We start from the raw sequence: 23,099 nt of genomic DNA, 5'->3' as shown, positions 1-23,099 counted from the left end.
CGGAGCGAATGATGAGTGAGGGTCAGCCCGTGCGCGCGGTGCGGGTGCGGTCCGGGGTGGCGTGGTCACGGCGGAACGCCCAGGCCATTCTGGGCTCCATGACGAACCGGAACGTCCGTTGCACCGGCGGTGTGCACAGCAGTGTCACCCCGGCCGCGGCGACCAGGGTCACCACCACCGCGCCGGCCGGCCGGTAGATCCACCCGGGGTCGTACCAGCCCGCGGGCTTGGACCACTGCAGGACGAAGCCGTGCAGGAGATAGCCGTACAGGGTGCCCGCACCCAGCGCGGTGCACCACAGGTGACGCCCCGGCACCCAGGCCAGGAAGCAGGCGACCAGGGTCACCGAGCAGCCGAAGGTGGCGAGCGTCATCACCGGTCCGTACCAGGAGGGCGCGGCCAGTTGCTCGGCGCTCGTCCGGTGGAAGAACCAGGCGTAGTTCATCCGCGGCACCGCCCAGTACGCCACGGCCAGCGCGACGGCGAACACCGGCACGGCCGCGATCCGCGCGGCGCGGCGGCGCACCAGCCGGAAGTGCTCGGGCCGCAGGCACAGGCCGAGCACGAAGTACGGCAGGAACTGCAGGGCGCGCTGGAGGTCGAGGTCCTTGCCGATGGACGGCGTCAGGGTGGCGAGCATCGCGATGCCGAGGGCGACCGGCAGCGGCCACCGCACGAGCTTCCAGACGGGGGTGGTCAGCCGCCAGATGAACAGGGCCGCCAGGAACCAGGTCAGATACAGCGGGTCCAGCAGGCTGATCGGCCGGTCCGGGGCGTCGTCCGTCCACCGCGTGAAGTAGGTGTACGCGACCTCGAAGACCACGTAGGGCACGGCGACCCCGGTGATCAGCCGCTTGAGCCGGGCCGGGCTCGCGTCGAAGTTCCGTGAGAAGTAGCCGGAGATGACGATGAACGCCGGCATGTGGAAGGCGTAGACGAGCGTGTAGAGGGCGGTGACGGCGCGGCTGTCCGAGCGCAGCGGCTCCCAGGCGTGTGCCACGGCGACGAGCACGATGGCCGCGTACTTCGCGTTGTCGAAGAACGCGTCCCGCCGGCCGCCGGGGTCCGGCGGGGCGGCCGGTTCCGGACGGGCGCCGCCCGAGGGCGGCGTGTCGGTGAGCATCCCTTCCCGTCGGAAACCAGAGGTACCCGAGATACCGGACAGAGCGGAACACCCCTTCGCATCGGTTACGCGGGGAACGGCTGCGGTTCCCGTCCGGCACCGTAGTCACCCGTCGTCGCGTTCGTAAACCCGGCCCGTGCGCTTCGCGTGAGCGGGAGGATGCGTTGCGCTGCCCAACCGCCTGCCTCAGCGGCTCTCCGGGGTGAATGCGTCCTCGTTCTTCATGGCTTTCGCCTCGGTCTTGAGGATCCGCATCGACTTGCCCAGCGCGCGGGCGGCGTCGGGCAGCTTCTTCGAACCGAACAGCACGATGATCACGACCGCCACGATCAGCAGGTGCCACGGTTCCAGTCCGTTGCGGAGCATCCGGCCCACCCCTTTTCCTCGCCGGGCAGCGGCACGGACCCGGGCGGCGTACCATCTGCCATCATTGCTACATTGCGCAACTGTACAACCATGGGGCGGGGCGAGGCGTCCCCTCTGTATGAGTCTGTAAGAGTCGGACGGATGAGGGCGCGCGGATGACCACCACCAGGGACGTTGACACACCCGCGTCTCACCGGCGCCGTGACGCACCGTCCCGGCGCGGCGCCCCGCACGGCCGGCGCACGGCCCGTGGCCGCAACCGCAGCCCATGGCGCACCGCGCTGCTGGTCACCCTCGCCCTGGTGGTGCTCGGCACGGCCGGCCTCGGCTGGATCTACCTCAAGCTGAACGGCGACATCATCACTTTCGACGCGGGCGGCCTGTCCAGGAACCGCCCCGACGCCGCCGCGTCCAAGGGCCAGAACGTCCTGGTCATCGGCTCCGACGCGCGCACCGACGGCAATGCCGCGCTGGGCGGCGGCAGCAAGGACGACATAGGCCGCTCGGACACCGCGTTCCTGCTCCACGTCTACGCCGACCACCGGCATGCGATAGCCGTCTCCATCCCCCGCGACACCCTGGTGACCATGCCGCCGTGCAGACTGCCCGACGGCAGCTGGACGAAGACGCAGACCGACGTGATGTTCAACGCGGCGTTCTCCGTCGGGCAGACCCGGACGGGCAACCCGGCCTGCACGCAGAACGCGGTGGAGCAGCTCAGCGGGATGCGCGTCGACCACACCGTCGTCGTCGACTTCAAGGGTTTCGCCGCGCTCACCGACGTGGTCGGCGGGGTGCAGGTGTGCCTGCCCAACGACATCTACCAGAACGACCTCAACCCCCACCGCGCCACCCGCGGCGGCCTTGTCTTCCACAAGGGCGAGCAGACCGTCTCCGGGCAGCGGGCCCTGGACTACGTCCGGATCCGGCACGGCATCGGCGACGGCTCCGACATCGGCCGCATCAAGCGCCAGCAGGCCTTCGTCTCCAGCCTCCTCAAGCAGATCAAGAGCGAGGGCCTGACCCCGACCAAGCTGCTGCCGCTGGCCACCGCCGCCACCAAGTCGATGACCGTCGACCCCGGCCTCGGCACGGCGAACAAGCTCATCTCGTTCGCGATGTCCCTCAAGGACATCGACCTGCACAACACCAAGTTCGTCACCATCCCCTGGCGCTACGAGGGCTCGCGGGTCGCGGTCGTCGAGCCGGACGCCGCCGACCTGTGGGCCGCGCTCAGGGCCGACCGCACCATCGACGGCAAGGACGCCAGTGGCAAGCGGAAGCCGAAGGCCACCGCCGCGGCCTCGCCCGGCCCCACCGAGAGCGTTTCGGGCGAGGGCGTATCCCTCGCCGTCTACAACGGCACCACCGTCCGGGGCCTCGCCTCCGAGGCGGCGCAGCTGCTCACCCGGCACGGTTTCACCGTGACCGGCACCGGCAACGCGAGCAGCCGGCAGTACGCAGGCACGGTCGTCCAGTACGGGCCCGGACTGCGCACCCAGGCCGAGACCGCCGCCAAACTCTTTCCCGGCGCCCGGCTGGAGGCGATCGGCGGCGCGGTACTCAACGTGGTCGTGGGCGCCTCCTACGCCGACTCGGCCGCGGCCTCGCCGACCCCGACCGCCGTGCCCGGCTCGGTCGCGGACGACGCCCGGTCGGCCGACGACGACCTGTGCTCCGGCCTCTCCTACGGCGCGGGCGGCTGACCCGCGCGATCCGGCTCCCGCGGCCGGCCTGCCCTCCCCTGGCCGGCCCGCGGGTCCCTCCTCGGGAAGCCGCTCCTCAGGGGCGGGTTCCGCGGCCCGCGGGCGAGCGCTCGTAGTGGCCCCGCGCCCAGACCAGCGCGGTGGCGTAGAGGGCGAGGACGACCCCGAGGAGCAGGTAGTAGGCGCCCGGGAGCGTGGTCAGCCCGAGCGCCGGGCCGAGCGGCGACGGGGGCAGGGCGATCCCGATGCCGGCCAGCCCGGTCGCCGCCCAGCCGACCGGGCCGAGCGCCCGCTCCGCGACCAGCCGGCGGCCGGTGCGCAGCAGCACCATCACCAGGGCCTGGGTGAGCAGGTTCTCGGTGAACCAGCCGGAGTGGAAGATCGCTTCGTCGTCGCCGGTGCCCGGCCCGTGCAGGGACAGGGCGAGGACGGCGAACGTGGCCAGGTCGGCGAACGCGTTGAGGAGGCCGAAACCGGTGATGAAGCGCAGTACTTCGCGCGGGCTGAGCACCGTGGGGCGGCGCAGCAACGACGGGTGCGGGCGGTCGTAGGCGAAGGCGAGCTGGACGGTGTCGAAGCACAGGTTCTGCACCAGGACCTGCGCCGGAAGCATCGGCAGGAACGGCATCAGCAGGCCCGCCGCGAGCATGGCGATGACGTTGCCGAGGTTGGAGGACAAGGTGATCCGCAGATACCCGGCGACGTTGCCGCCGCCGTGCCGGCCGGCGTCGATGGCGTGCCCGATCGCGGTGAGGTCCTTCTCGGCGAGGACGACGTCGGCGCTCTCCCGGGTCACGTCCGCGGCGTCGCGCGGGGCGATGCCGACGTCCGCGGCGCGCAGCGCGGGCAGGTCGTTGACGCCGTCGCCGAGGAAGCCCACGGTGTGCCCGCCGGCCCGCAGCGCGGCCCCGACGCGCGCCTTGTGCTCGGGGGTGCAGCGGGCGAAGACCGTGGTACGCCGGGCGAGTGCGGTGAGTTCGGCGTCGGTGAGGCCGTCGAGCCGGTCGGCGGTCACCACGGCGTCCGGGCCGAGCGGGATGCCGAGGTCGCGGCAGGCGCGGGCCGCGGTGCCTGGGTGGTCGCCGGTGAGGACCTTGACGCCGACTCCCTTCCCGGCGAACGCGGCGAGCGCGTCGGCGGCGCTGGGCGCGAGGGCGTCGTGGAAGGTGACCAGGCCGCGGAAGGTCAGCCCGCGCTCGTCGGCCGGGGTGTGGTCGCGGGCGCGGGCGGGGCGTTCGGCGGTGGCGACCGCCAGCACCCGCAGCCCCTCGTGCGCCGTGCGGTCGGCGAGGTCCGCCAGCCGCTCACGCTCCTCCTCGGCCAGCGCGCAGCGCTCCAGGACGGCTTCCACGGCGCCCTTGACGACGAGTATGTGCGTGCCGAGGCGGTGCGGGGTGCGCACGACCGCGGTGGACAGCCGGCGTGCGGGGTCGAACGGCAGGGCGGCCACCCCCTCGTACGCCAGGAGACCGGCCTCGTCGGCCGCGTCCAGGACCGCCTCGTCCAGGGCGTCCGGTGCGGGCAGGTCGGCCAGTTGCAGGGTCCACCAGGCGTTGACGGCCGCCCAGCGCAGCACGTCCGGGTCGGCGTGGCCGTCCGCGTCGAGGGCCCGCTCGACGACGGGCCGGTCCTGGGTGAGGGTGCCGGTCTTGTCCAGGCACAGCGTGTCGACGGCGCCCAGGTTGTGCAGCGCCGGGAGCCGCTTGACGATCACGCCGTGGGTACGGGCCAGCAGGGCCGCGCCCCGGGACAGACAGGTGGTGACGACGACCGGCAGCATCTCCGGGGTGAGCCCGACGGCCACGGCGACGGCGAACGGCAGGGTCTCCAGGCCGCGTCCGCGCAGCGCGGCACCCGCCATCAAGACCAGCGGCGGGGTGAGCAGCATGAAACGGATCAGGATCCACGAGATGCCGTTCACCGACTGCTCGAAGGCGCTCGGCTCGCGCGGCCGGGCCACCCGCCCCTCGGCCGCGGCCAGCCGGGTGTGCGCCCCGGTGGCGACGACGACGGCGCTCGCGCTGCCGGAGACGACGCTGCTGCCCTGGAAGCACAGCTGCGGCTGGTCGAACCCCGCCGCGCCGTCCGGCCGGTGGGCGTCAGCGGCGCTCTTCGCGACGGGCGCCGACTCTCCGGTGAGCGCGCCCTGGTGCACGGTCAGCCCGCCGGCCCGCAGCAGCCGGACGTCCGCCGGGACCAGATCACCGGCGCCGAGCCGCACGATGTCCCCGGGGACCAGCTCCGCCACCGGGATCTCCCGGGCGGCCGGCGCCGTCGCCTCGTCGGCGCGGCGCAACACGGTGGAGGTGGTGGCGACCAGTTCGCGCAGCCCGGCCATGGACCGGTCGGCCCGGTGCTCCCCGGAGGCGCGCAGCACACAGCTGACGGCGACCAGCAGCAGGATCACACAGGCGGTGCCCCAGGCGAACACGGCGGCGGAGACCAGGCCGAGGCACAGCAGCACCGCGGTGAACGGGTCCCGGACGCCGCGGACGAGGAGCCGGAGCCAGGAGGCGTCCTGCCGGTCCGGGAGGGTGTTCTCCCCGGCGCGGGCCAGCCGGTCCGCGGCCTCGTCGTCCGTCAGCCCGCGCGGCCCGGTGTCCAGCCGCCGCAGGACCTGTAGGGCCGTGGCCGGGCCCGGCCCCGCGGCCGAGGCGTTCCTGAACCGACCGGGCGAGGTCCGCTCCGGTTCGGCCGCGCCCCGAAGGGTGCGGGGCTGTATCACCATGCGGCTCCGCCGCGCGGGCGCGCCCTGCCACAACGCGCCCACAGCCGAACGACGACCCGTCCCGGCCGGTCCAGCGGAGCGCTTACCCACCGGTTCCGTGCGCCCGGCGGGGCGGTACGGACGGGAACTCGGCGCGGGCGGCCAGCTGTCCGACCATGAGCCGGACCACCGTGACGACGTCGGGATCGTCGACGTAGTAGACCTGCCGTCGGCCCTCGCGGCGGGAGCGGACCAGGCCGGCCAGCTTCAGCTTCGACAGGTGCTGGCTGACCGCGGGCAGGGCCCCGCCGACCCGGTCGGCGAGATGGGTGACATCGCTCTCGCCCTGGGACAGCGCCCACATGATGTGCAGCCGGGCCGTCGAGGCGAGCAGGCCGAACGCGGCGGCCGCCTCCGCCAGCACCTCGGCGGACGGGTCCTGAAAGCCACCGCCGATTCGCCCCACGGCTCCCTCTCCCGTCCACCCACCACACGGCATCCCCGCGCCGCCCCAGTCTAAGCATCCGACCACGCCCCCGAAGGGGCGCGGGGAACTGCGCGACAAGCCACAACACACCCGCAGCCAACCAACCACCCACCCCACCCAGCCACAACGCACCCCAAAGGGGCGCGGGGAACTGCGCGACAAGCCACAACACACCCGCAGCCAACCGACCACCCATCCCACACAGCCACAACGCACCCGCAGCAAAACGACGCCCCCATCCCGCCCAACCCCGCGGAGCGCTACGCGCGGGTGCGGCCAGGTTCCGGGAGTTCGGCCTGCGCGGCCCGGATGTGCAGCACGTCACCGATGAACAGGTCGTACACCAGCACCCCGACCACCCCGCCGACCAGCGGTCCGACGATCGGGATCCACCAGAAGGCGCTGAACGAGCCGGACAGCGAGCCGGGCAGCGCGAGTTGGTTCCATCCGGCCAACCAGGTGAACAGACGCGGCCCGAAGTCGCGGGCCGGGTTGATGGCGTACCCCGCGTTCGCCCCGTAGGAGATGCCGACGGCGACGACCGCGAACCCGATCAGCAGCGGCCCGAGGTTCGCCCGCACGGCCGTGTTGCGCAGGTCGATGAGGGCGACGATGAACAGGACCAGGAACGCGGTGCCGACGATCTGGTCGACCAGCGGCCCCCAGATCCCGCCGTGGAAGTACGGCGCCGGAAAAGTGCCGAAGATCGAGAACGTGGTGAGCGTGTGCCCGTTGGTCTTCGGCCCCGTCACCGTCCGGTCGAACGTGTTGATCGCGTCGTGGTAGACGCCGTACACCAGCGCCGCCCCGACGAAGCCGCCGGCCACCTGGGCCAGCCAGTACGGCGCCACCTTGACCCAGGAGAACTTGCGGCGCACCGCGAACGCCAGCGTCACCGCCGGGTTGATGTGGGCGCCGCTGACACCGCCGGCCACGTACACGCCGAAGACGACGGCCAGGCCCCAGCCCCAGGTGATCAGCAGCCAGTCCCCGGCGCTGATGAAGAAGGTCGTGGGCCCCGACGTGCGGCCCGACCCGGGAAGACCCGCGACCGCCACCGCGACCGAGCCGCAGCCGAACGCGACGAGGACGAGTGTCCCCAGGAACTCCGCCAGGCATTCCCCCAGAAGCCCTCCGCGCTGCCTGAGCGTGGAGGGTTTCACCAGGGGAGGGATTTCCACAGCCATCGGTACTCCCTTGCAGGGAACATTGCGGTCAGTAACACCATCGTTGCGCAGAATTCGCATTTCGCCACCGCGACGACTACCCAACGGAGGGGATCACTTACACACAGTGATTGCTGCAGTACTCACGCACCGCTCTCTCCGCATACGGACACCGCTGACCGTTCGCGGACACCGCTGACTACGTGCGGACGCTGCTACTGATGTGCGGGTGTGAAGAATTCGAGCACCGTGCGGGTCGCGTTCAGTGCGGTGCTGGTGGCTCCGAAGCCCTGGGGCGGGGTGATGGCCGAGCCCGGCCAGGTGTGACCCGCCCCGTGCACGACGACGAGCCGGACGTCCGCCCCGGCGGGTCCGGGACGCCAGACCGTGCGGTCGAAGCCCTTCTCCGGCTCGGCCACCGGACGGCCCGCATCATTCGCCTTTGCGAAAGCCTCCGCGCTCGCGCGGGCCGACACGGTGGGGGTGACGGGTTCCTGGCCGGCCGGGGCGGGGGCGGGGCGGGGCAGTCCGGCGAGCGGGCGTACCGGGTCGTCGGCGCCGTAGACGATCAGCACGGGAACCGGTCCCGTCGGCCTGACCGCGGCGGCTCCCGAGGGCAGCTGCCCCGACACGGAGGCCGCGCCCGCCAGCAGGCCGGGGCGCTGGGCGGCCAGGCGCAGCGCCATCGAGCCGCCGTTGGAGAACCCGACGGCATACACCCGGTGCGGGTCCGCCCGCTCGGTGCGCACCAGGTCGCCGATCAGCGCCTCGGCGAACCGTACGTCGGCGTTCACGTCCGGCCGCTGCCGCGTCACCTGGGTGCCTGCGCCCCACGCCGCCCGCAGGCCCTCCGGGTAGGCGACCAGCATGCCGCGCGCCCGGGCGTCCTCCTCCAGCCGGGTCTGCTCGCGCATCTCGGCCGCACTGGCGCCGCGGCCGTGGAAGGCGACGACGAGCGGACGGCGGCCGTCGCCTCCGCCGGCGGGCCGGTGCAGCAGGTAGCCGCGGGTACGGCCGTCCACGCGCAGCTGCTCCCGGGTGAGCGGGGCGGTCGCGGAGGCGGTCGCGGTCGCCGTCGCCGGACGGGTGGGCCGGTCGGCGTCCCGGTCGGCCGTGGTCCCGCATCCGGTGAGGGCGAGGACGACGGCCAGGGCCGACGCGCCGTACCAGCGGCGCCGGCCGGGGCGGTGCCGCGCTGCGGCGCGGGCCGAGGGACGAAGGACGAGACGTGAGAGGCGTGACAGACCTGAGATACCTGAGAGATGCGGTGAAAGGTGGGGGGTCATGCCCCGAGGACAGCAACCCCACAGCCGGCCTGTCCAAGTTCACTATCGATCTCGGATCAATCAATTCCCCATATAATCCCTGCTCATGGACCTCGTACGGCACCTGGAGTGCTTTGTGACTGTTGCAGAAGAGTCACACTTCGGACGTGCCGCGGCCCGCCTGGGCATGGCCCAGCCACCCCTGTCGCAGCGCATCCAGCGCCTCGAACGCGAGCTGGGCGTCCGGCTCTTCGAACGCACCAGCCCGCACCCCCAACCCGGCCGCCACCCTCCCCACCGCGGACGCGGTGATCGGCACCGCGGCCCGCATAGCCGTGAACGCCTTGCGCGCAGGCCAGGGCACCGGCTGAACTCCGTGCAGGGGCACCCCCGTTCGGCCACCGCGCCGTCCGCGGCGGTGGGCGTCGGCTAGTTCGCCGCGGGTTCGCGCTGGGCCGCCGTGACGGCCCGGACGACGAACACCGCGGCCACGGCCGCGCCCACGACGGCCGCGTCGGACAGCAGCAGTTGCCACACGTCCGTGTAGGCGCGTTCGATGAGCCCGTCCCGGGATCCCTCGTGGAACAGGCCGACCCCGCTCAGCAGGCCGATCAGCCACAGCGCCCACCACACGTTCACCACGAACGGCAGCCGCTTGTCCGGCGCGCTCGCCCGGTGGACGTCCGCGACCAGCCCGCGCGGTACCCAGAGGTTGACCACGGGCACGATCCAGCCCAGGTAGACCCAGATCCCTTGGTACTTGGGCGGCCGGCCCGACAGCGCCCGCGCGTTGTCCCGCACCCGCCACAGCCAGGCGAGGAACGCGGCGGCGCAGAGGACGACGATGACGTCGCCCACGGCGCCGACGATGTGGTACGCGTCCTCCAGCGAGGTCAGCGGCCGGTGGTTGCCGTCGCCCTGGTCCGGCGGGCCCGAGGCCGGCTCGCCCGCCACCGCGAGTCTGATCTCCCAGACGGCGCGGGCCAGCCAGGCGGCGCCGGCGAGGAGCAGCAGGGCCGTCACGGGCAGGGCCGTGGGCCGGGCCGGCGGCAGGGCGGGACGCTGGGCTATCTCTTCGTTCACCGGGGCATCCTCGCGCACGGCCCCCGTCACACGCCAGAACGACCCGCGCAAGCCGGGCGGTTGCCCACCAGGCCCGGTACCCGGCCCATGCCTGCCCGGCGGGTCGGGTTTTGCCAAGGACCCGGCCCAGGCCCCGGCCCGGGTCTCGCTACGCGCCGAGCCAGGCCGTGGTGTCCGGGGGCAGCGCCGTGGCGTTCTCGGGCAGCGGCCCGCTGGTGAGCAGCACCTCCCCCGAAGGCAGCGGCACCGGCGCCCCCGACAGGTTCGCCACGCACCGCCAGCCCTCCGAGCGGGCGAAGTGCAGGACTCCGGGCGGGGCGTCCGGCGCCCAGGTCAGCGTCTCGCCCTCCAGCAGTTTGCGGCGCAGCCGCAGCGCCGTGCGGTACAGCTCCAGCGTGGAGCCCGCCGTACCGGCCTGTGCCTCGACCGCGTACCCGGCGAAGGAGGCCGGCTGCGGCAGCCAGGCGGCGCCGGGACCGAAGCCGTACGAGGGACCCGTCGTCGTCCACGGCAGCGGCACCCGGCAGCCGTCGCGGCCCTTGCGGACATGGCCCGTCTGTTCCCAGATCGGGTCCTGGAGCACCACGGTGGGCAGGTCGGCGACCTCGGGCAGGCCCAGTTCCTCGCCCTGGTAGACGTACGAGGAGCCGGGCAGCGCCAGCATGAGGAGGGTCGCCGCGCGCGCCCGGCGCAGGCCCGCCGCCGCGTCGACGGCCGGTGCGTGCCCGCCGGACAGCAGCCAGGCGTTGCCGTCGGTGCCGGGCGGCAGGATCAGCCGGGAGGCGTGCCGGATCACGTCGTGGTTGGACAGGACCCAGGTGGCGGAGGCGCCCGCGGTGCGGGCCGTGGCCAGCGAGTCGGTGATGACCCGGCGCAGTTCGTCGGCGTCCCAGCGGGCCTCAAGGTACTCGAAGTTGAAGGCCTGGCCGAGTTCGTCGGGGCGGGCGTACTGGGCGCGGCGGGGGCCCGGGACCCAGGCTTCGGCGACCGCGGTGCGCGGCGGGGTGTAGGCGTCGAAGATCTTGCGCCAGTCGCGGTAGATCTCGTGGACCTCGTCCCGGTCCCAGTACGGGTGTGAGCCCGGCGGCACGTGTTCCAGGGCCTCCTCTCCGATGGCGCCCAGGTCGCCGATGTCCCGCAGCGGTTCGGTCAGGTCCTTGGCGAGGGCGTGCGCCACGTCGATGCGGAAGCCGTCGACTCCGCGGTCGGACCAGAACCGCAGGGTGGTGCGGAAGTCGGCGCGGACGCCTTCGTTGTCCCAGTTGAGGTCGGGCTGCTGGGGGGCGAACAGATGCAGGTACCAGTCGCCGTCGGGCACCCGCCGCCAGGCGCTGCCGCCGAACCCCGACTGCCAGTCGGTGGGCGGCAGTTCGCCGTGCGCGCCGCGGCCGGGCCGGAAGACGTAACGGTCGCGGGCGGCGGAGCCGGGTCCGGCGCGCAGCGCCTCCTGGAACCACGGGTGCTGGTGCGAGGTGTGGTTGGGGACGATGTCGACGAGCACCTTCAGGCCCAGGCGGTGTGCCTCGGTGACCATGGCGTCGAAGTCGTCCAGGGTGCCAAGGCGCGGGTCGACGTCCCGGTAGTCGGCGACGTCGTAGCCGCCGTCGGCGAGTTCGGAGGGGTAGAAGGGGCTGAGCCACAGGGCGTCGACGCCGAGTGCGCTCAGATGGGTGAGGCGTTCGGTGATGCCGCGGATGTCACCGAGCCCGTCGCCGTCGGCGTCGGCGAAGCTGCGCGGATAGACCTGGTAGATCACGGCCTGTCGCCACCAGTCGGGGTTCTTTGACGAAATGTCGGTCACACCAACTCCCTTGCGCACGGACTGCGGTCGAGCCTGGTCGACGGCGGTTACCTGGAACTCTGTCCACATTGCCCAGAAAGCGAAACTTTCGCGCCCACTATCCGCCGCCCAACACCAAGTCGAGCCCCCTCCACCCCCACGCGCCCCCAGCTACGTTTCAGCGCCCCGAAAGGGGCGCGGGGCTGCATCAATATGCGGCTCCGCCGCGCGGGCGCGACCAGCCACAACGAAGCCGCAGCCGCCAGACGACCCAGCACCCCTCCCCGGAGCGCGCGCACAATATGCCCCGCCCCTCACTCCCACAGCACGCTCCCCCGCGCCTCCACCCGCGCAGCGACCCGCCGCAACAGGTCGTCCACGGGCAACAGCCCGAGCCGGCGCCCGTCCCGCAGCCGTACGGCCGCCAACCCGCCGTCGGCCTCCCGCTCCCCGATCACGGCCTGGTACGGGACGAGGCGCGCCGCCCGGACGCGGGCGCCGAGACTGCCGTGCTGCAGGCCGGCGGTCTCGGCGCGCAGCCCCCGGTCGCGTGCCTCCCGCACCACCGCCCGGGCGCGCTCCTCCTGGCCCTCGGCGACCGGCAGCACGACAAGTTGTACGGGCGCCAGCCACGCCGGGAGCGCCCCGCCGTGCTCCTCGACGAGGTGCGCCACGGCCCGTTCCACGCTGCCGATGATGCTGCGGTGCACCATCACCGGCCGGTGCCGCGCCCCGTCGGCGCCGATGTAGTGCAGGTCGAAGCGGGCGGGCTGGTGGAAGTCGATCTGGACGGTGGAGAGGGTGGCCTCGCGACCGGCCGCGTCCACGACCTGTACGTCGATCTTGGGACCGTAGAAGGCGGCCTCGCCCTCCGCCTCCTCATGTTCGAGGCCGGACGCGGCGAGCACCTGCCGCAGCAGGGCGGTGGCCCGCCGCCACAGCTCCGGGTCGGCGACGTACTTGCCGCCCCCGCCGGGCAGCGACAGCCGGTACCGGGCGGCGCGGATGCCGAGGTCGGCGTAGGCGCGGGCGATCAGTTCGAGGGCGCCGCGGGCCTCGCCGGCAGCCTGTTCCAGGGTGCAGAAGATATGGGCGTCGTTGAGGTGGATGGCCCGTACCCGGGTCAGTCCGCCGAGCACCCCGGACAGCTCCGCCCGGTACATGGCACCCAACTCGGCGATGCGCAGCGGGAGTTCGCGGTAGCTGTGGGTGCGGGAGCGGTAGACGAGGGCGTGGTGGGGGCAGAGGCTGGGGCGCAGTACGACCTCCTCGGCCCCGAGCCGCATCGGCGGGTACATGTCGTCGCGGTAGTGGTCCCAGTGGCCGGAGATCTCGTACAGCTCGCGCTTGCCGAGCACGGGCGAGTACACGTGCCGGTACCCGGCGCGGCGTTCGGCGTCCCGGACGTACTCCTCCAGGGTGTGCCGGACGACGGCGCCGGCGGGCAGCCAGTACGGCAGTCCCGCGCCCATCAGCGGGTCGGTGTCGAACAGCTCCAGCTCACGGCCGAGCCTGCGGTGGTCGTGCATGGTCGTCTCCTCCAGACGGAGGGCGAGTGACCACCCGACGAAGCCCCGGGGCACTCGCCCCGGGGCTTCGGACTGGATCAGGTGTCAGCGCGCCGGGACGGATTCCGGCGTCGTCGTGGCCGACGGCCGCGGCTGGGCGCGCTTCATGCCGGGACCGTAGCAACCGGGACGGCGGACGGGCCAAGGGTTTTCGGGTGGGGCTCACCCGGTCGGCTCGTCCGGCTGGTGGGCGGGGCCCGCGGGTGGTGCCGTGGGGGAAACGATCAGTCGAGGAACGAGGAGACTCGCCCTCGGTCACCGCCCCAGGAGCCCGCGATGTCCCTGCCCCCGGCCCGCCTCCGCGCCGTCTGCGGTCTCGCGCTCGCCGCCGCCACGCTGCTCACCGTCCCCGGGTGTCTCACCAGGGAGCCGGAGCGGGCGGCGGCGGAACCCGGTGCGGTGCCGTCGCCCTCGGCCGGGCGGCGCGCCGAGGGCCGGGCGCCCGACCTGACCGCGGCGCAGGCACAGGACGCGCTGATCACCGTGGCCGACCTGGGTGCGTCCTGGGGACCGACGCAGGGCGCCGCGACCTGGCGGGACGGGCTGCTGAAGGCGGTCACCGACATGCCCGAATGCCAGCAGCTGATGGACGCCCTGTACACCGAGGAACTGTTCGGCGACGCGCCCGGAACGCGCGCGGTGACCGCGCTGGACGACGGGGACGCGGGCGGCCAGTTGCGCTACCAGGTCGCCACCCGCGGCCCGGACGCGGTGAACCGCACGCTGGCCTGGCTGAACGGACTCCCGCAGACGTGCGACCGGTTCACCGCGGAAACCCAGAGCGCGGGCGAACTGGACGTCCAGGTCTCGGAGATCGAGCTGCCGCAGGTCGGCGACGCCCGGCAGGGCCTGCGGATCACGCTGACCGGCGAGAGCACGTCCGAGGACGACGAGTCCTCCGCCCTCGCCCTTGAGGTCGCCGCGGTACGGATCGGCGAGGACGCGATCGTCGTCACCAACGGCGCCCTCGGTGAGGTGTCCGAGGACGCCACCGACCAGGCCCTGGAACTCGGCACCCAGCGGCTGACCCGCATCCGCGAGCAGGGCCGGACGCAGACCTGACGCCGGGTCCGGCCGCCGCCCGCGGCGCCGCTCGGCCACGAAACGCACCGGGGTGCCGGGCACCGCCTGCGCGGCGGCCGGCAGGTCGGCGGCCGGCAGGTCAGCGGCCGGCAGGTCAGCGGCCGGCAGGTCAGCGGCGCGGACCACCGCGATCACCGGGTGGCCCCCGGTGGTCGGGTGGTCCGTGAGAAAGACCACCGGACGCCCGTCCGGCGGCACCTGCACCGCCCCCAGGACCATGCCCTCGCCGGGCGGTTCACGGGCACGCGCCCGTTCCAGGGCGCCGGATCGTCACAGGGGTGGCTGTGCGGGCGCGGGCCCGAGGGTGGTGGTGCCCGGGGCCGTACGGTGTCCGAGGCCGGTCCGGTAGGCGTCCAGCGCGGCCTCCACCCGCCCGGTGCGGCGCAGCAGGTCGCCGAGGAGCCGGCACAGGTCGGCGAGGTCACCGGCGGCACCGGCCCGCTCCAGCAGGCTCAGCGCGCGCACGTAGTGCTCCTCGGCGGCCTCCGTGTCCCGGGCGTCCTCGGCGATGATGCCGAGCAGCCGGTGCGCGCCGGCCGAGTGCACGGCGCCCCGCTCGGAGGAGAGGTCGCCGAGCACGCCGTGCAGCAGTTCGGCCGCCTCCTGCGACTTGCCGCGCCGGTGCAGCACGTCGGCGAGTTCGACGGCGACCTGACTGCTGTAGAGGGCGGCGCGCTTGGCGGAGAGCATCGCCAGCGCCTCCCGCAACTCGGCTTCGGCGCGCTCCAGTTCACCGTTCTGCGCATACACGTAGCCGCGCATCCAGTGGCAGTTGGCGAGTTCGGTGCGGATCTGGAGCTGGCGGTACAGCTCGGCGGCCTTGGCCAGCGAGGCGTCGGCCTCGGCGACCCGGCCCTCGGCGAGCAGGGTACGGGCGACGGAGCGGTGCATGCGGGCCACCAGCGCGGGGTCGGCGACCTGCGGGGCGAGCGCGAGGGCGAACTCGGCGGCCTGGGCGGCGCGGGCCTGGGCGCCCATGTCCATGTAGGGGCCGATGACGCTGGCGTAGAGCAGCAGCAGGGCGTCGGGATCGTGCAGCCCGCCCCGGTTCAGCTCGTCCAGGGTGGACTCCAGCAGATAGACGGCGTACCGGAGTTCACCGGCCAGGTAGTGGGCGACGGCGCGTCCGCGTACGGCGGGCACCCGGACCGGCAGCGGTTCCCCGGCCATGTGCTGCTCGGCCCGCTCGAAGTACTGCCGTGCCTCGGCCAGGTCGCCGGTGTCCAGGGCACACTCGCCGAGTCCGAGCAGCGCGGTGGCCTGCTCGTGGGCCAGCCCATGGGTCTCGGCCTCGGCGCACAGGGCGGCGTACTGTCCGGCCGCCTCCTTCGCCGCCCCGGTGGCCAGGGTGCGCTGTGCCTCGGTGAGCCGCAGCCGCAGATCGGTCGCGAGGTGCGCGGGCCGTCCGATGGCCAGCTCCTCGAAGGCGACGCCGAGCCGCCCTGCGATGTGCCGCAGCGCGTCGTCGGAGGCCCGCACCCGCCCGGCCTCCAGGGTGGAGATGTAGGCGGGCGTGTACGCGGGTTCGGCCAACTGCCGCTGCGTCAGCCCCTGTGCGGTCCGCAGCTGTTGCACCCGTCGTCCGACCGTCTCCGGGTTGTCTCGCTCCTGCATCCTGCGGCTCCCCCAACTACCCCTGTGCCCCTTGCCGTTAGGCTCGTTCAACCCCTAGGTTAAACGGCGGGTTAAGCATGTTTAATACGCCGCTGATGTTGCGAGGTAGCCGTGCTCGGACGTTCATCCGTGCGTGACGGACGCCCCACCGCATTCCCCCACCTCCGGATCCGTTCGCTCAAGGGAACCGCCACCGCCCGCGGTCTGATCGCGGCCGTACTGGCGGCTGCCGCCCTGATCGCCGCCGCGAACGCCGGTCCGGCGAGAGCGACCCAGGAGTCCCCGCCGACGGTCACCCAGCACCAACCGTCACCGTCACGCTGAGCACTCGACAACGCCCCGAAGGGGCGCGGGGCCGTATCGACATGCGGCTCCGCCGCGCGGGCGAAAGTGGAGCTGCCGTCCGAAGGGCGTGCCATGCGGCAGGCGCCGCTTTGCGTCAGGCCCTGGAGGGCCGCTGTCTCGGGGAACTGTCGGCCGCGAGCGGGAGACTGCGCAGCGACAGAGCGCTCGGCGGAGGTAGCGCCCCGTGAGCCGCCTCGGCGCGGAACGACTGGAGCAGGTACGCCACCAGACGCCGGGACGCAGCTCTGTCACGCGGCAGCGCGGTGACCAGACCGCAGTGGGACAACAGGGCCACGGCGAGGTCAGAAGGGTGGAAGTCCGCCCGCAGCGCGCCCGCTGCCTGGGCTCTGCGGACCAGGGTCAGGAGGTCCCGCTCGGCCCGTTCTCGGGCCTGCGTGTCTTCCACCGTGCTGTCCGGGAAGGCCGCGACAAACGCGGCCGGGAACCCTCGTTCCTCCCGCTGAAGCTCGCAGGCCGTCTCGACCAGCCGCTGGAAGCCCCGCCACGGGTCGGGGTCGGCCAGTGCCTCGGTGAGCGCTCGGGCGCAGGTCTCCATCTGCTGCGCGAACGCGGCCCGCACCAGGGCATCCCGGGTCGGAAAACGCCGGTACAGCGTCGCTACGCCGACCCCGGCCCGTCGGGCCACGGTCGCCATGGGCGCGTCTATCCCGTGCTCGGCGAAGACCGCGCGGGCGGAGACGAGGATGCGTTCCTGGTTGCGCCGGGCGTCGGCCCGCAGCCTGGCCGGGGCCGCGATCCGAGAGGATTCCTCCACCACTGTTTCTCACCTCCGGTCCAAACGGACGATGTCGTCCACTTAAGAGCCTACGCTCGGGGCCTGATCCCCCGCACGGCCACTGGTGGCGAAGGTGAGAACGATGGACGACCGCACGATGAGAGCAGTACTTTTCGACCGCTTCGGCGGCCCCGAGGTGCTGTACGTGGGCCGGGTACCACGCCCCGAACCGGCGCCCGGCGAGGTACTCGTGCGGGTGCGTGCGTTCAGCGTCAACAGCAGCGAGGTGGCGGCCCGTTCCGGCCGGCTTCGGCTCTTCACCGGACGGAAGTTCCCGCAGCGCGTCGGGTTGGACTTCGCCGGCGAGGTTGCCGCACTCGGCGCCGGCGTGACGGACTTCGCGGTCGGCGACTGCGTGTGGGGCATCGTGGGCCGTACCGGATTCGGCAGCGCCGCCGAGTACGTGACAGTCCGGGCCGAGCGGCTCGGCCGGGTCCCGGACGGACTGGATCCGGTGGCAGCCGCCGCACTGCCGGTGGCAACCACGGCCATTACGGCGCTGCGCGACAAGGCCAGGCTGCGCCCCGGCGAACGACTGCTCGTACGGGGCGCCGCGGGCGGCGTCGGCAACGCCGCCGTCCAGCTCGGACAGGCATACGGTGCCGAGGTCACGGCCCTGGCCCGCGCCGCCAACCTTGACTTCGTCCGCACGCTCGGCGCCCACCACGCCATCGACCACCGGACCGTCCAGCCGAGGGAACTGGGCCGGTTCGACGTGGTCCTCGACACCGCGGGCACCGACCTGCGGGCCTTCCGGCGCCTGCTGACACCCGGCGGACGCATGGTCACCATCGCCTTCGACCCGGCACGGCCCGCCGCCTCACTCGGCTACATCGCCGCCAGCGCCGTACACGCAGGCGGCCGGGTGCGCTTCTTCAGCGGCCACCCCACGCGGGCACTCTTCGACGACCTCGCCCGCCAAGTGGCGGAGGGCGGACTGCGCCCTGCGGTGGACAAGAGCTTCTCGTTGGAGGAGACAGCGGCGGCACACCGGGCGCTGGAGGCGGGCGGGGTGCGCGGCAAGTACGTGGTCAGGGTCGACTGAGGTCGGTCGCCCTGTGCTGGTTACAGCCACTCGGCCGCCGGCGTGTCCACGTCGGCGGCCGACCCGGCTTCTTCCCAAGGTGCTGGTCGGGTGTGCCCGCGGTGGAGGGTCCGGGTTTTCCGGATCAGGCGGATTGCCAGTCGGCCGCCCGGACGGATAGGACTGTCCGCGTGTCTGATCAACGGAACTTCGCGCGTACGGTCGTGGCGCTCTCCTCGGTCGTGGTCGCCGGCTGCGCGGTGGCGGTCACGATCAAGGTGATGAGCACGGACCCCCAGCCGAGGGTGCTGGACCAGGACGGACTGGAGCGGCAGGTGATGGCCGACATCCAGGGCGGTCGGCCCGGCCCCGCCGACCGGCTGTCCTGTCCCGCTTCCGTCGTGGCCGAGGAGGGCAACAAGTTCGAGTGCCGCTACTGGGACGCTGACCTCCGCACCGCGAAGTTCGTGGAGGTCGAGGTCGTCAGCGACCAGGGCGACGTCTCGGCGGCGTTCCTCGGCTAGTGGACGCGCCTCGCGCGTTGTGCTGCCGACTGCCGCGATCGGCGGCCGCGGAAAACGGTTCGACGGCTTCGCGGAGTCCTGGAACAGTGGCGCACCATGGCGAACTCCGACCTTGTGACCGCCGCGGACGTACAGCTCATGCAGGGTCTGGCGCAGCGTGTCACCGCCATCCGCCCGGACCTGGTGAACAGCGACGCGTCGTTCGGCGAGCTGGCGTGGAACTGGGGCAAGGGGCACGCCGGCGACGGCGCGAGCCGGCGGCGTCGGCTGTGGTTCTCCGGCGGGGACCTGGTGTCGTGGGGCTGGGCCCATCTCCCGCATCGGGTGCGGCGCGGCGACGGGGCGGTGAAGGACGTCACCGGCGCCTATCTGGCGTATCAGGTCCATCCCGACCATGCCGGGCTGGTCGACGAGGTGATCGACTGGTACGACGGTACGGCGGCGGATGCCGAGCGTACGGTGATGCCGAGCGCCGCCGATGAGTTCGCCCTGCGGCGATGGGCGGCGCACGGCTATGAAACCGACCCGGCCGCGCTCGGCGACACCGGGTCCTGGACCCAGCTCAACCAGCGGGACCTCACCGATGTGGAACAGCCGGTGCTGCCGGCCGGCTTCCGGTTCCGCACCGCCGACGAGGCCGGGCCGGAGGCCGCGGTCCAGGCCCATCTGAACGCCTGGAGTCCCTCGACGTACACGGCCGACAGCTACCAGGGCGTCCGGCAGGCGCCGGGGTACCGCGGCGACCTGCACATCCTGGTGGAGGCGCCGGACGGGACGATGGCGTCCTCGACGATCATGTGGCTCGACGAAGCGAACAGGACCGCTGAGTTCGAGCCGGTCGGGACGCATCGGGACTACCGGCGTCTGGGGCTGGGCAGGGCGATGCTTCTGCACGGGATGCGTCTGGCGCGGGCGGCCGGGGCCACGCATATGACGGTCGCCTGCCTGGGCGCGCCGGGGCATCCCCAGGCGCGCGGGCTGTACTACAGCGTCGGCTTCCGGGAGTTCACGCGGGACGCGCCCCTCATCAAAACCAGCCCCGCGGGCTGAGGGCACAGGCATTCTTCAACACCTGTGCCCCCGTCCTGCCGGTTGGGGTCAACTCACTTGAGGCTACGCAGAAAGAAACCCCACGCCTGCGGCGCAACGGCGAACCGGCCCGCCTCGGGATTCTTCGAGTCACGAACAGCGACGAGGGCAGGGAGGTCCGCGACCTCGACGCAGTCGCCGCCGGTGTTACCGCTGTACGACGACTTACGCCACACGGCAGTGCCGAGCGCGGCGCACGCGACACAATCACCACCGTTGGTGCCGCTGTAGCTGGACTTACGCCACGTCGCGGTCTTCAAGTGCCGGCTTGTCTCCATCGCGTTCCTCCGTCATGCGGGGTCGCTGAAGGTCACTTGAGGTTGCGCAGAAAGACACCCCATGCCTGCGGCGCGACAGCGAACCGCCCCGCCTCAGGGTTCTTGGAGTCCCGGACGGCGACGAGCGCGTTGAGATCGGCGACCTCAACGCACTCACCGCCGGTGTTACCGCTGTACGACGACTTGCGCCACGTGAAGGTGCTCAACTGCCGGCCGTTCTCCATAGCGTTCCTCCAGCACGTGGGGTCGCTCTAGGTCACTTCAGGTCAAGCAGAAACGCGGCCCATGCCTTCGGCGCAACGGCGAACCGCCCAGCCTGGAGGTCCTTGGAGTCACGGACGGCGACTCGGCCGCCGAGGTCGGCGACCTCGACGCACTCACCGCCGCTGCTGCCGCTGTACGACGACTTACGCCACTGAGCGCGGGCCGGATCCAGGTTGCTCCCCATAGCTTTCCTCCATCACGCGGGCGATCAGGGTCGCCGACTCCCTCGGGGAGAGGGCCTCGGCCTGGAGGCGAGCGTAACCGAGCGAACGCTTCCTGATCACCTGGGGATTGGCCGTCATGTGGCCGGAGTCGTAGTTCTCGCTGTAGTGCAGGTCAGGGTGATCGTCAAAACGCAGGCCCGTGAACGATCCCATCATTCCTGCGTGCTGCCCCACCGAGAACGGAAGCACCTGTAGCTCTATCCATGGCTTCCCGAACGTCGCCAACAAGTGGGCAAGTTGCTCGCGCATGACCTCCCGGCCGCCGATCTCGCGATGTAGCACGCCCTCGTCCAGCACCACCCACACCACCGGCGGCTGCTCCCGCCGTAGTGCGCGTTGGCGTTCCAGCCGCGCCGCCACCAGCTCATCGAGGTGGTCCCCGTGCTCTACACCGAGCACCGCCCGTGCGTACGCCTCCGTCTGAAGCAGCCCGTACACCAGTTGGCACTGGTACGTCGAAATGTAGGCGGCCTTCGCCTCCATGTCGGCGAACGGCTGAAACCACGTAGGCAACTGGCTGCGCAGCACAAGCCCCACCAACCGAGTGAAGCAACCGTCGGTCATCAGGGCCGCGTCCACCCGTTCGGCGAACTCTCTCGTCGGTACCTTGAGCGTGGTCTCGATCTGGCCGATCAGTGAACCCGTGCAGAAGACGATCCCGCCGAGTTCCTTCTGCGTCAGCCCCGCTTCTTCCCGTTTTCGGCGCAGCTCGTAGCCGAAGTAGTCCAACGGCGATGCGCTCGGGTCGAGTTCACGGATGTGCACCATGTAGCGGAGCGTAACCGAACCATTCCGGTCAGGTGGGGGAAATCACAGAACCGACCTAGGCTTACTCAGGTCGTCGACCACGTGGGGCCGGTACTGGATCTCCTTCAGCTTCCGTTTGATGGATGTGGGTCATGACGATCAGATCGCGGTACCGCGCGGAGCCCGGCCGGTGGTGCGTGTGCGGCGGCCTCAGCCCCTGCCCTGCCTCGCCCTCGAAGCAGATGTGGGCGCCCAGGTCCGCCGCGGTCCTTCTACCTGCGGCCAGCTTGACCCGCTTCGGCGTCCACCCCTGGAACTCGTCGTCCCAGCCGTGCGCGAGCGGGCCCCGTTTCAACTCCCCCTCCAGCCGCTCCCACTGCCTGGGGCTCAGCCGTTCCACCGAGGCCGGCCCCTTCGAGCGCAGGGCGTCCGCACCGCCCTCCTCCCACTCCCGCCGCCAACGTCGCACCGACCGCAACGTCACCCGAAGCTCCCTGGGCGTCAGCCGGCCCCCATGCGCATACCGCATGCCGACGTCGTACCGCAACGATCAAGAACCGTCACGGGCCACCGGACTCCGCGAGTTCAACCTGAGTATCAAGCGGTCGATACCCGCGACCTGCTCGTCCTCTGGGTCCGGTTTCATGTCGAGTACCGTTCGGCGAGAGCGGTGATGTGCGGTCGAGTAAGCGTGGCTTCGTCACGAGTGGCGGCGTCGAGGGTGGCGGCAATGATGTCCCACAGAAGGTGGGAGAAGTTCCAGATGGGCCCCTTGGGAATGCCGTTGAGGTAGTTGGTGGCCTGGTTGAGGTTGCGTTGGGCGTAGTCGCGCATTTCTGCGGAAGTCCAGCCGTCGGGAAAGAAGTCCACGCCTCGGGCGAGGTCGGCGTCACGGCCCCACAGCATGTGGACCGCTTGCAGCCCGCGGCCATACGCGATGGCATCGTTTCTTTCGGTGGCGATGCCGGCGTGCCACTGCCAAAGATTGCTGAGGCCGAGACCAACAGATCCCGCAACCGCATAGGTGTAGTGATCCAGGTCGGCTTCGGTAGAGATATGGAAGTCACGCTCCACCCAGTAGGCCATCCGGTCGGCCATGGCAGAGACGGCGTCCCACAGTTGAGGGGCAATGGTGGTGGGCGGTACGCGGGTCATCCATCGGCCAAGCTGAACAGTGACAGGTTCTAGGTGCTCATGGTGCGCTTGGAAGATCGGATCGAAGGATGTTTCGTCGAATCGAGTCTGAAGGGTCCGACCTACGGCGCGCAGAAGTTCGACCTTCGCTCCTGGCGTCAGGGTGGGGTGGTCCTCGATCTGGTCGATGGCCCGGGTGGAGAGGTAGTAGGCGGCGACTGCGTCACGCAGGTCACCGTCGAGCTGCATGATTGGCAGCACGAAGGTTCTGCTGGTGGCTTCTAGTGTTGAAAACGCTTCGGCATCTGCAGGCATTGAAAACCACCTCACGTCACGGATGGGGCGAAGGAGGAAAGGCCCGATTCTTAGGAAATTGGTGATTCCTTTGCTCACTCGTGTTTCACCGAGAACCGGACCGCCGCGCATGGAGCCACGTGCCGTAGGAGGATCCGCTCCTGGTGCGTCACGTCGGTCCGCCTACGACTCCGTCCATTGCCCCCTTGCTATGTCCAGAACTCAACTTTCAAAGCACAAGAATTCGTTGTCCAGGGCCAATCTTGGCCGCATGCGTGAACACGTTGAACGGCACTGCCAGGTTGGCTGACCTCCACAGGGCCGACTGCCCCTGGTCCAACGTCGTTCGATTAGTTGATCTTGGTCGGGTAGAGTCCCGGTCTCGTGCCGAATGATCATGTTGCTGGTGGGAGCTACGCGGAGCGGGTGCGG

General features: G+C 71.6%; 22 protein-coding genes and 2 pseudogenes. 6 read left to right on the top strand and 18 right to left on the bottom strand.

Features of this window, described 5'->3' with window-relative positions; all coding sequences use genetic code 11:
- Positions 1-22 precede the first annotated feature (22 nt).
- A complete protein-coding gene (locus ACFYTE_RS38700; protein WP_388721189.1) occupies positions 23-1,123 on the bottom strand; it encodes an acyltransferase family protein in 1,101 nt (366 codons plus the stop codon).
- A gap of 186 nt (positions 1,124-1,309) precedes the next feature.
- On the bottom strand, positions 1,310-1,489 hold the full coding sequence (tatA, locus tag ACFYTE_RS38695; protein WP_388721186.1) for a Sec-independent protein translocase subunit TatA: 180 nt from the start codon (positions 1,487-1,489) through the stop codon (positions 1,310-1,312).
- Positions 1,490-1,644: 155 nt separating this feature from the next.
- Between tatA and ACFYTE_RS38690 the strand changes: the two genes are divergently transcribed.
- Entirely contained in the window at positions 1,645-3,195 is a 1,551-nt protein-coding gene (locus ACFYTE_RS38690) for an LCP family protein (RefSeq protein WP_388721183.1), read from the top strand.
- Positions 3,196-3,271: 76 nt separating this feature from the next.
- On the opposite strand, the gene mgtA is transcribed toward ACFYTE_RS38690, so the two are convergent.
- The 4 genes from mgtA to ACFYTE_RS38670 form a co-directional block, all read right to left on the bottom strand.
- A complete protein-coding gene (mgtA, locus tag ACFYTE_RS38685) occupies positions 3,272-5,923 on the bottom strand; it encodes a magnesium-translocating P-type ATPase (RefSeq protein ID WP_388721180.1) in 2,652 nt (883 codons plus the stop codon).
- An 82-nt stretch (positions 5,924-6,005) separates the two neighbouring features.
- A complete protein-coding gene (locus tag ACFYTE_RS38680) occupies positions 6,006-6,401 on the bottom strand; it encodes an ArsR/SmtB family transcription factor (RefSeq protein ID WP_388721178.1) in 396 nt (131 codons plus the stop codon).
- Between the two features lie 248 nt (positions 6,402-6,649).
- Complete coding sequence (locus ACFYTE_RS38675; protein ID WP_388721175.1) at positions 6,650-7,576, bottom strand: MIP/aquaporin family protein; 927 nt, start codon at positions 7,574-7,576, stop codon at positions 6,650-6,652.
- Between the two features lie 194 nt (positions 7,577-7,770).
- Complete coding sequence (locus ACFYTE_RS38670) at positions 7,771-8,841, bottom strand: alpha/beta hydrolase family esterase (RefSeq protein ID WP_388721172.1); 1,071 nt, start codon at positions 8,839-8,841, stop codon at positions 7,771-7,773.
- A gap of 85 nt (positions 8,842-8,926) precedes the next feature.
- Here ACFYTE_RS38670 and ACFYTE_RS38665 point away from each other — a divergent pair.
- Positions 8,927-9,085 (top strand): annotated as a pseudogene (locus ACFYTE_RS38665) (LysR family transcriptional regulator); the annotation flags it as partial.
- 164 nt (positions 9,086-9,249) lie between these two features.
- On the opposite strand, the gene ACFYTE_RS38660 reads toward ACFYTE_RS38665, so the two are convergent.
- The 3 genes from ACFYTE_RS38660 to thrS form a co-directional block, all read right to left on the bottom strand.
- Positions 9,250-9,903, bottom strand: a complete 654-nt coding sequence (locus tag ACFYTE_RS38660; protein WP_388721169.1) for a DUF4328 domain-containing protein — start codon at positions 9,901-9,903, stop codon at positions 9,250-9,252.
- 148 nt (positions 9,904-10,051) lie between these two features.
- A complete protein-coding gene (locus ACFYTE_RS38655) occupies positions 10,052-11,704 on the bottom strand; it encodes a glycoside hydrolase family 13 protein (protein WP_388721166.1) in 1,653 nt (550 codons plus the stop codon).
- Positions 11,705-11,997: 293 nt separating this feature from the next.
- Complete coding sequence (gene thrS, locus ACFYTE_RS38650) at positions 11,998-13,227, bottom strand: threonine--tRNA ligase (protein WP_388721266.1); 1,230 nt, start codon at positions 13,225-13,227, stop codon at positions 11,998-12,000.
- Positions 13,228-13,527: 300 nt separating this feature from the next.
- Here thrS and ACFYTE_RS38645 point away from each other — a divergent pair, with 300 nt between their 5' ends.
- Positions 13,528-14,313, top strand: a complete 786-nt coding sequence (locus ACFYTE_RS38645) for a hypothetical protein (RefSeq protein ID WP_388721163.1) — start codon at positions 13,528-13,530, stop codon at positions 14,311-14,313.
- Positions 14,314-14,334: 21 nt separating this feature from the next.
- Here the strand turns inward: ACFYTE_RS38645 and ACFYTE_RS38640 are convergent.
- The 3 genes and pseudogenes from ACFYTE_RS38640 to ACFYTE_RS38630 all read right to left on the bottom strand — a co-directional run.
- Positions 14,335-14,595 (bottom strand): annotated as a pseudogene (locus ACFYTE_RS38640) (hypothetical protein); the annotation flags it as partial.
- Positions 14,596-14,604: 9 nt separating this feature from the next.
- The gene (locus ACFYTE_RS38635; protein WP_388721160.1) at positions 14,605-15,948 is read right to left on the bottom strand and encodes a helix-turn-helix domain-containing protein; all 1,344 of its coding nucleotides are present in this window, start codon (positions 15,946-15,948) and stop codon (positions 14,605-14,607) included.
- Positions 15,949-16,387: 439 nt separating this feature from the next.
- Positions 16,388-17,068: a TetR/AcrR family transcriptional regulator gene (locus ACFYTE_RS38630; protein ID WP_388721157.1), complete on the bottom strand. Its 681-nt coding sequence runs from the start codon at positions 17,066-17,068 to the stop codon at positions 16,388-16,390.
- 103 nt (positions 17,069-17,171) lie between these two features.
- On the opposite strand from ACFYTE_RS38630, the gene ACFYTE_RS38625 reads away from it, so the two are divergent.
- The 3 genes from ACFYTE_RS38625 to ACFYTE_RS38615 all read left to right on the top strand — a co-directional run bounded on the left by ACFYTE_RS38625 (position 17,172) and on the right by ACFYTE_RS38615 (position 19,687).
- Complete coding sequence (locus ACFYTE_RS38625) at positions 17,172-18,134, top strand: NAD(P)-dependent alcohol dehydrogenase (RefSeq protein ID WP_388721154.1); 963 nt, start codon at positions 17,172-17,174, stop codon at positions 18,132-18,134.
- 170 nt (positions 18,135-18,304) lie between these two features.
- The gene (locus ACFYTE_RS38620) at positions 18,305-18,637 is read left to right on the top strand and encodes a DUF4333 domain-containing protein (RefSeq protein ID WP_388721152.1); all 333 of its coding nucleotides are present in this window, start codon (positions 18,305-18,307) and stop codon (positions 18,635-18,637) included.
- Between the two features lie 96 nt (positions 18,638-18,733).
- Positions 18,734-19,687, top strand: coding sequence for a GNAT family N-acetyltransferase (locus ACFYTE_RS38615; RefSeq protein WP_388721149.1), 954 nt, complete (start codon positions 18,734-18,736; stop codon positions 19,685-19,687).
- Between the two features lie 53 nt (positions 19,688-19,740).
- On the opposite strand, the gene ACFYTE_RS38610 is transcribed toward ACFYTE_RS38615, so the two are convergent.
- The 6 genes from ACFYTE_RS38610 to ACFYTE_RS38585 form a co-directional block, all read right to left on the bottom strand.
- Positions 19,741-20,004, bottom strand: a complete 264-nt coding sequence (locus ACFYTE_RS38610) for a DUF397 domain-containing protein (protein ID WP_388721146.1) — start codon at positions 20,002-20,004, stop codon at positions 19,741-19,743.
- 32 nt (positions 20,005-20,036) lie between these two features.
- The gene (locus ACFYTE_RS38605; protein ID WP_388721144.1) at positions 20,037-20,210 is read right to left on the bottom strand and encodes a DUF397 domain-containing protein; all 174 of its coding nucleotides are present in this window, start codon (positions 20,208-20,210) and stop codon (positions 20,037-20,039) included.
- Between the two features lie 50 nt (positions 20,211-20,260).
- Positions 20,261-20,452, bottom strand: coding sequence for a DUF397 domain-containing protein (locus tag ACFYTE_RS38600; RefSeq protein WP_388721141.1), 192 nt, complete (start codon positions 20,450-20,452; stop codon positions 20,261-20,263).
- On the bottom strand, positions 20,412-21,260 hold the full coding sequence (locus ACFYTE_RS38595; RefSeq protein WP_388721139.1) for a Scr1 family TA system antitoxin-like transcriptional regulator: 849 nt from the start codon (positions 21,258-21,260) through the stop codon (positions 20,412-20,414). The genes ACFYTE_RS38600 and ACFYTE_RS38595 overlap by 41 nt, the downstream gene beginning before the upstream one ends.
- A gap of 61 nt (positions 21,261-21,321) precedes the next feature.
- Positions 21,322-21,708, bottom strand: a complete 387-nt coding sequence (locus ACFYTE_RS38590; protein ID WP_388721136.1) for a hypothetical protein — start codon at positions 21,706-21,708, stop codon at positions 21,322-21,324.
- 173 nt (positions 21,709-21,881) lie between these two features.
- On the bottom strand, positions 21,882-22,688 hold the full coding sequence (locus ACFYTE_RS38585) for a squalene/phytoene synthase family protein (protein WP_388721134.1): 807 nt from the start codon (positions 22,686-22,688) through the stop codon (positions 21,882-21,884).
- Positions 22,689-23,099: the final 411 nt, after the last annotated feature.

The sequence above is a fragment of the Streptomyces sp. NPDC004629 genome, assembly GCF_042873595.1.
GTDB lineage: Bacteria > Actinomycetota > Actinomycetes > Streptomycetales > Streptomycetaceae > Streptomyces.
This window is presented reverse-complemented; position numbering and strand designations above follow the sequence as displayed.

Bases quoted from the DNA above. Each gene is read 5' to 3' on its own strand.
- ACFYTE_RS38610 (WP_388721146.1), bottom strand. From the start codon at position 20,004: ATGGAGACAAGCCGGCACTTGAAGACCGCGACGTGGCGTAAGTCCAGC.
- ACFYTE_RS38670 (WP_388721172.1), bottom strand. From the start codon at position 8,841: ATGACCCCCCACCTTTCACCGCATCTCTCAGGTATCTCAGGTCTGTCA.
- ACFYTE_RS38585 (WP_388721134.1), bottom strand. From the start codon at position 22,688: ATGCCTGCAGATGCCGAAGCGTTTTCAACACTAGAAGCCACCAGCAGA.
- ACFYTE_RS38700 (WP_388721189.1), bottom strand. From the start codon at position 1,123: ATGCTCACCGACACGCCGCCCTCGGGCGGCGCCCGTCCGGAACCGGCC.
- mgtA (WP_388721180.1), bottom strand. From the start codon at position 5,923: ATGGTGATACAGCCCCGCACCCTTCGGGGCGCGGCCGAACCGGAGCGG.
- ACFYTE_RS38645 (WP_388721163.1), top strand. From the start codon at position 13,528: ATGTCCCTGCCCCCGGCCCGCCTCCGCGCCGTCTGCGGTCTCGCGCTC.
- tatA (WP_388721186.1), bottom strand. From the start codon at position 1,489: ATGCTCCGCAACGGACTGGAACCGTGGCACCTGCTGATCGTGGCGGTC.
- ACFYTE_RS38600 (WP_388721141.1), bottom strand. From the start codon at position 20,452: ATGGGGAGCAACCTGGATCCGGCCCGCGCTCAGTGGCGTAAGTCGTCG.
- ACFYTE_RS38595 (WP_388721139.1), bottom strand. From the start codon at position 21,260: ATGGTGCACATCCGTGAACTCGACCCGAGCGCATCGCCGTTGGACTAC.
- ACFYTE_RS38675 (WP_388721175.1), bottom strand. From the start codon at position 7,576: ATGGCTGTGGAAATCCCTCCCCTGGTGAAACCCTCCACGCTCAGGCAG.
- ACFYTE_RS38690 (WP_388721183.1), top strand. From the start codon at position 1,645: ATGACCACCACCAGGGACGTTGACACACCCGCGTCTCACCGGCGCCGT.
- ACFYTE_RS38615 (WP_388721149.1), top strand. From the start codon at position 18,734: ATGGCGAACTCCGACCTTGTGACCGCCGCGGACGTACAGCTCATGCAG.
- ACFYTE_RS38680 (WP_388721178.1), bottom strand. From the start codon at position 6,401: ATGCCGTGTGGTGGGTGGACGGGAGAGGGAGCCGTGGGGCGAATCGGC.
- ACFYTE_RS38635 (WP_388721160.1), bottom strand. From the start codon at position 15,948: ATGCAGGAGCGAGACAACCCGGAGACGGTCGGACGACGGGTGCAACAG.
- ACFYTE_RS38625 (WP_388721154.1), top strand. From the start codon at position 17,172: ATGGACGACCGCACGATGAGAGCAGTACTTTTCGACCGCTTCGGCGGC.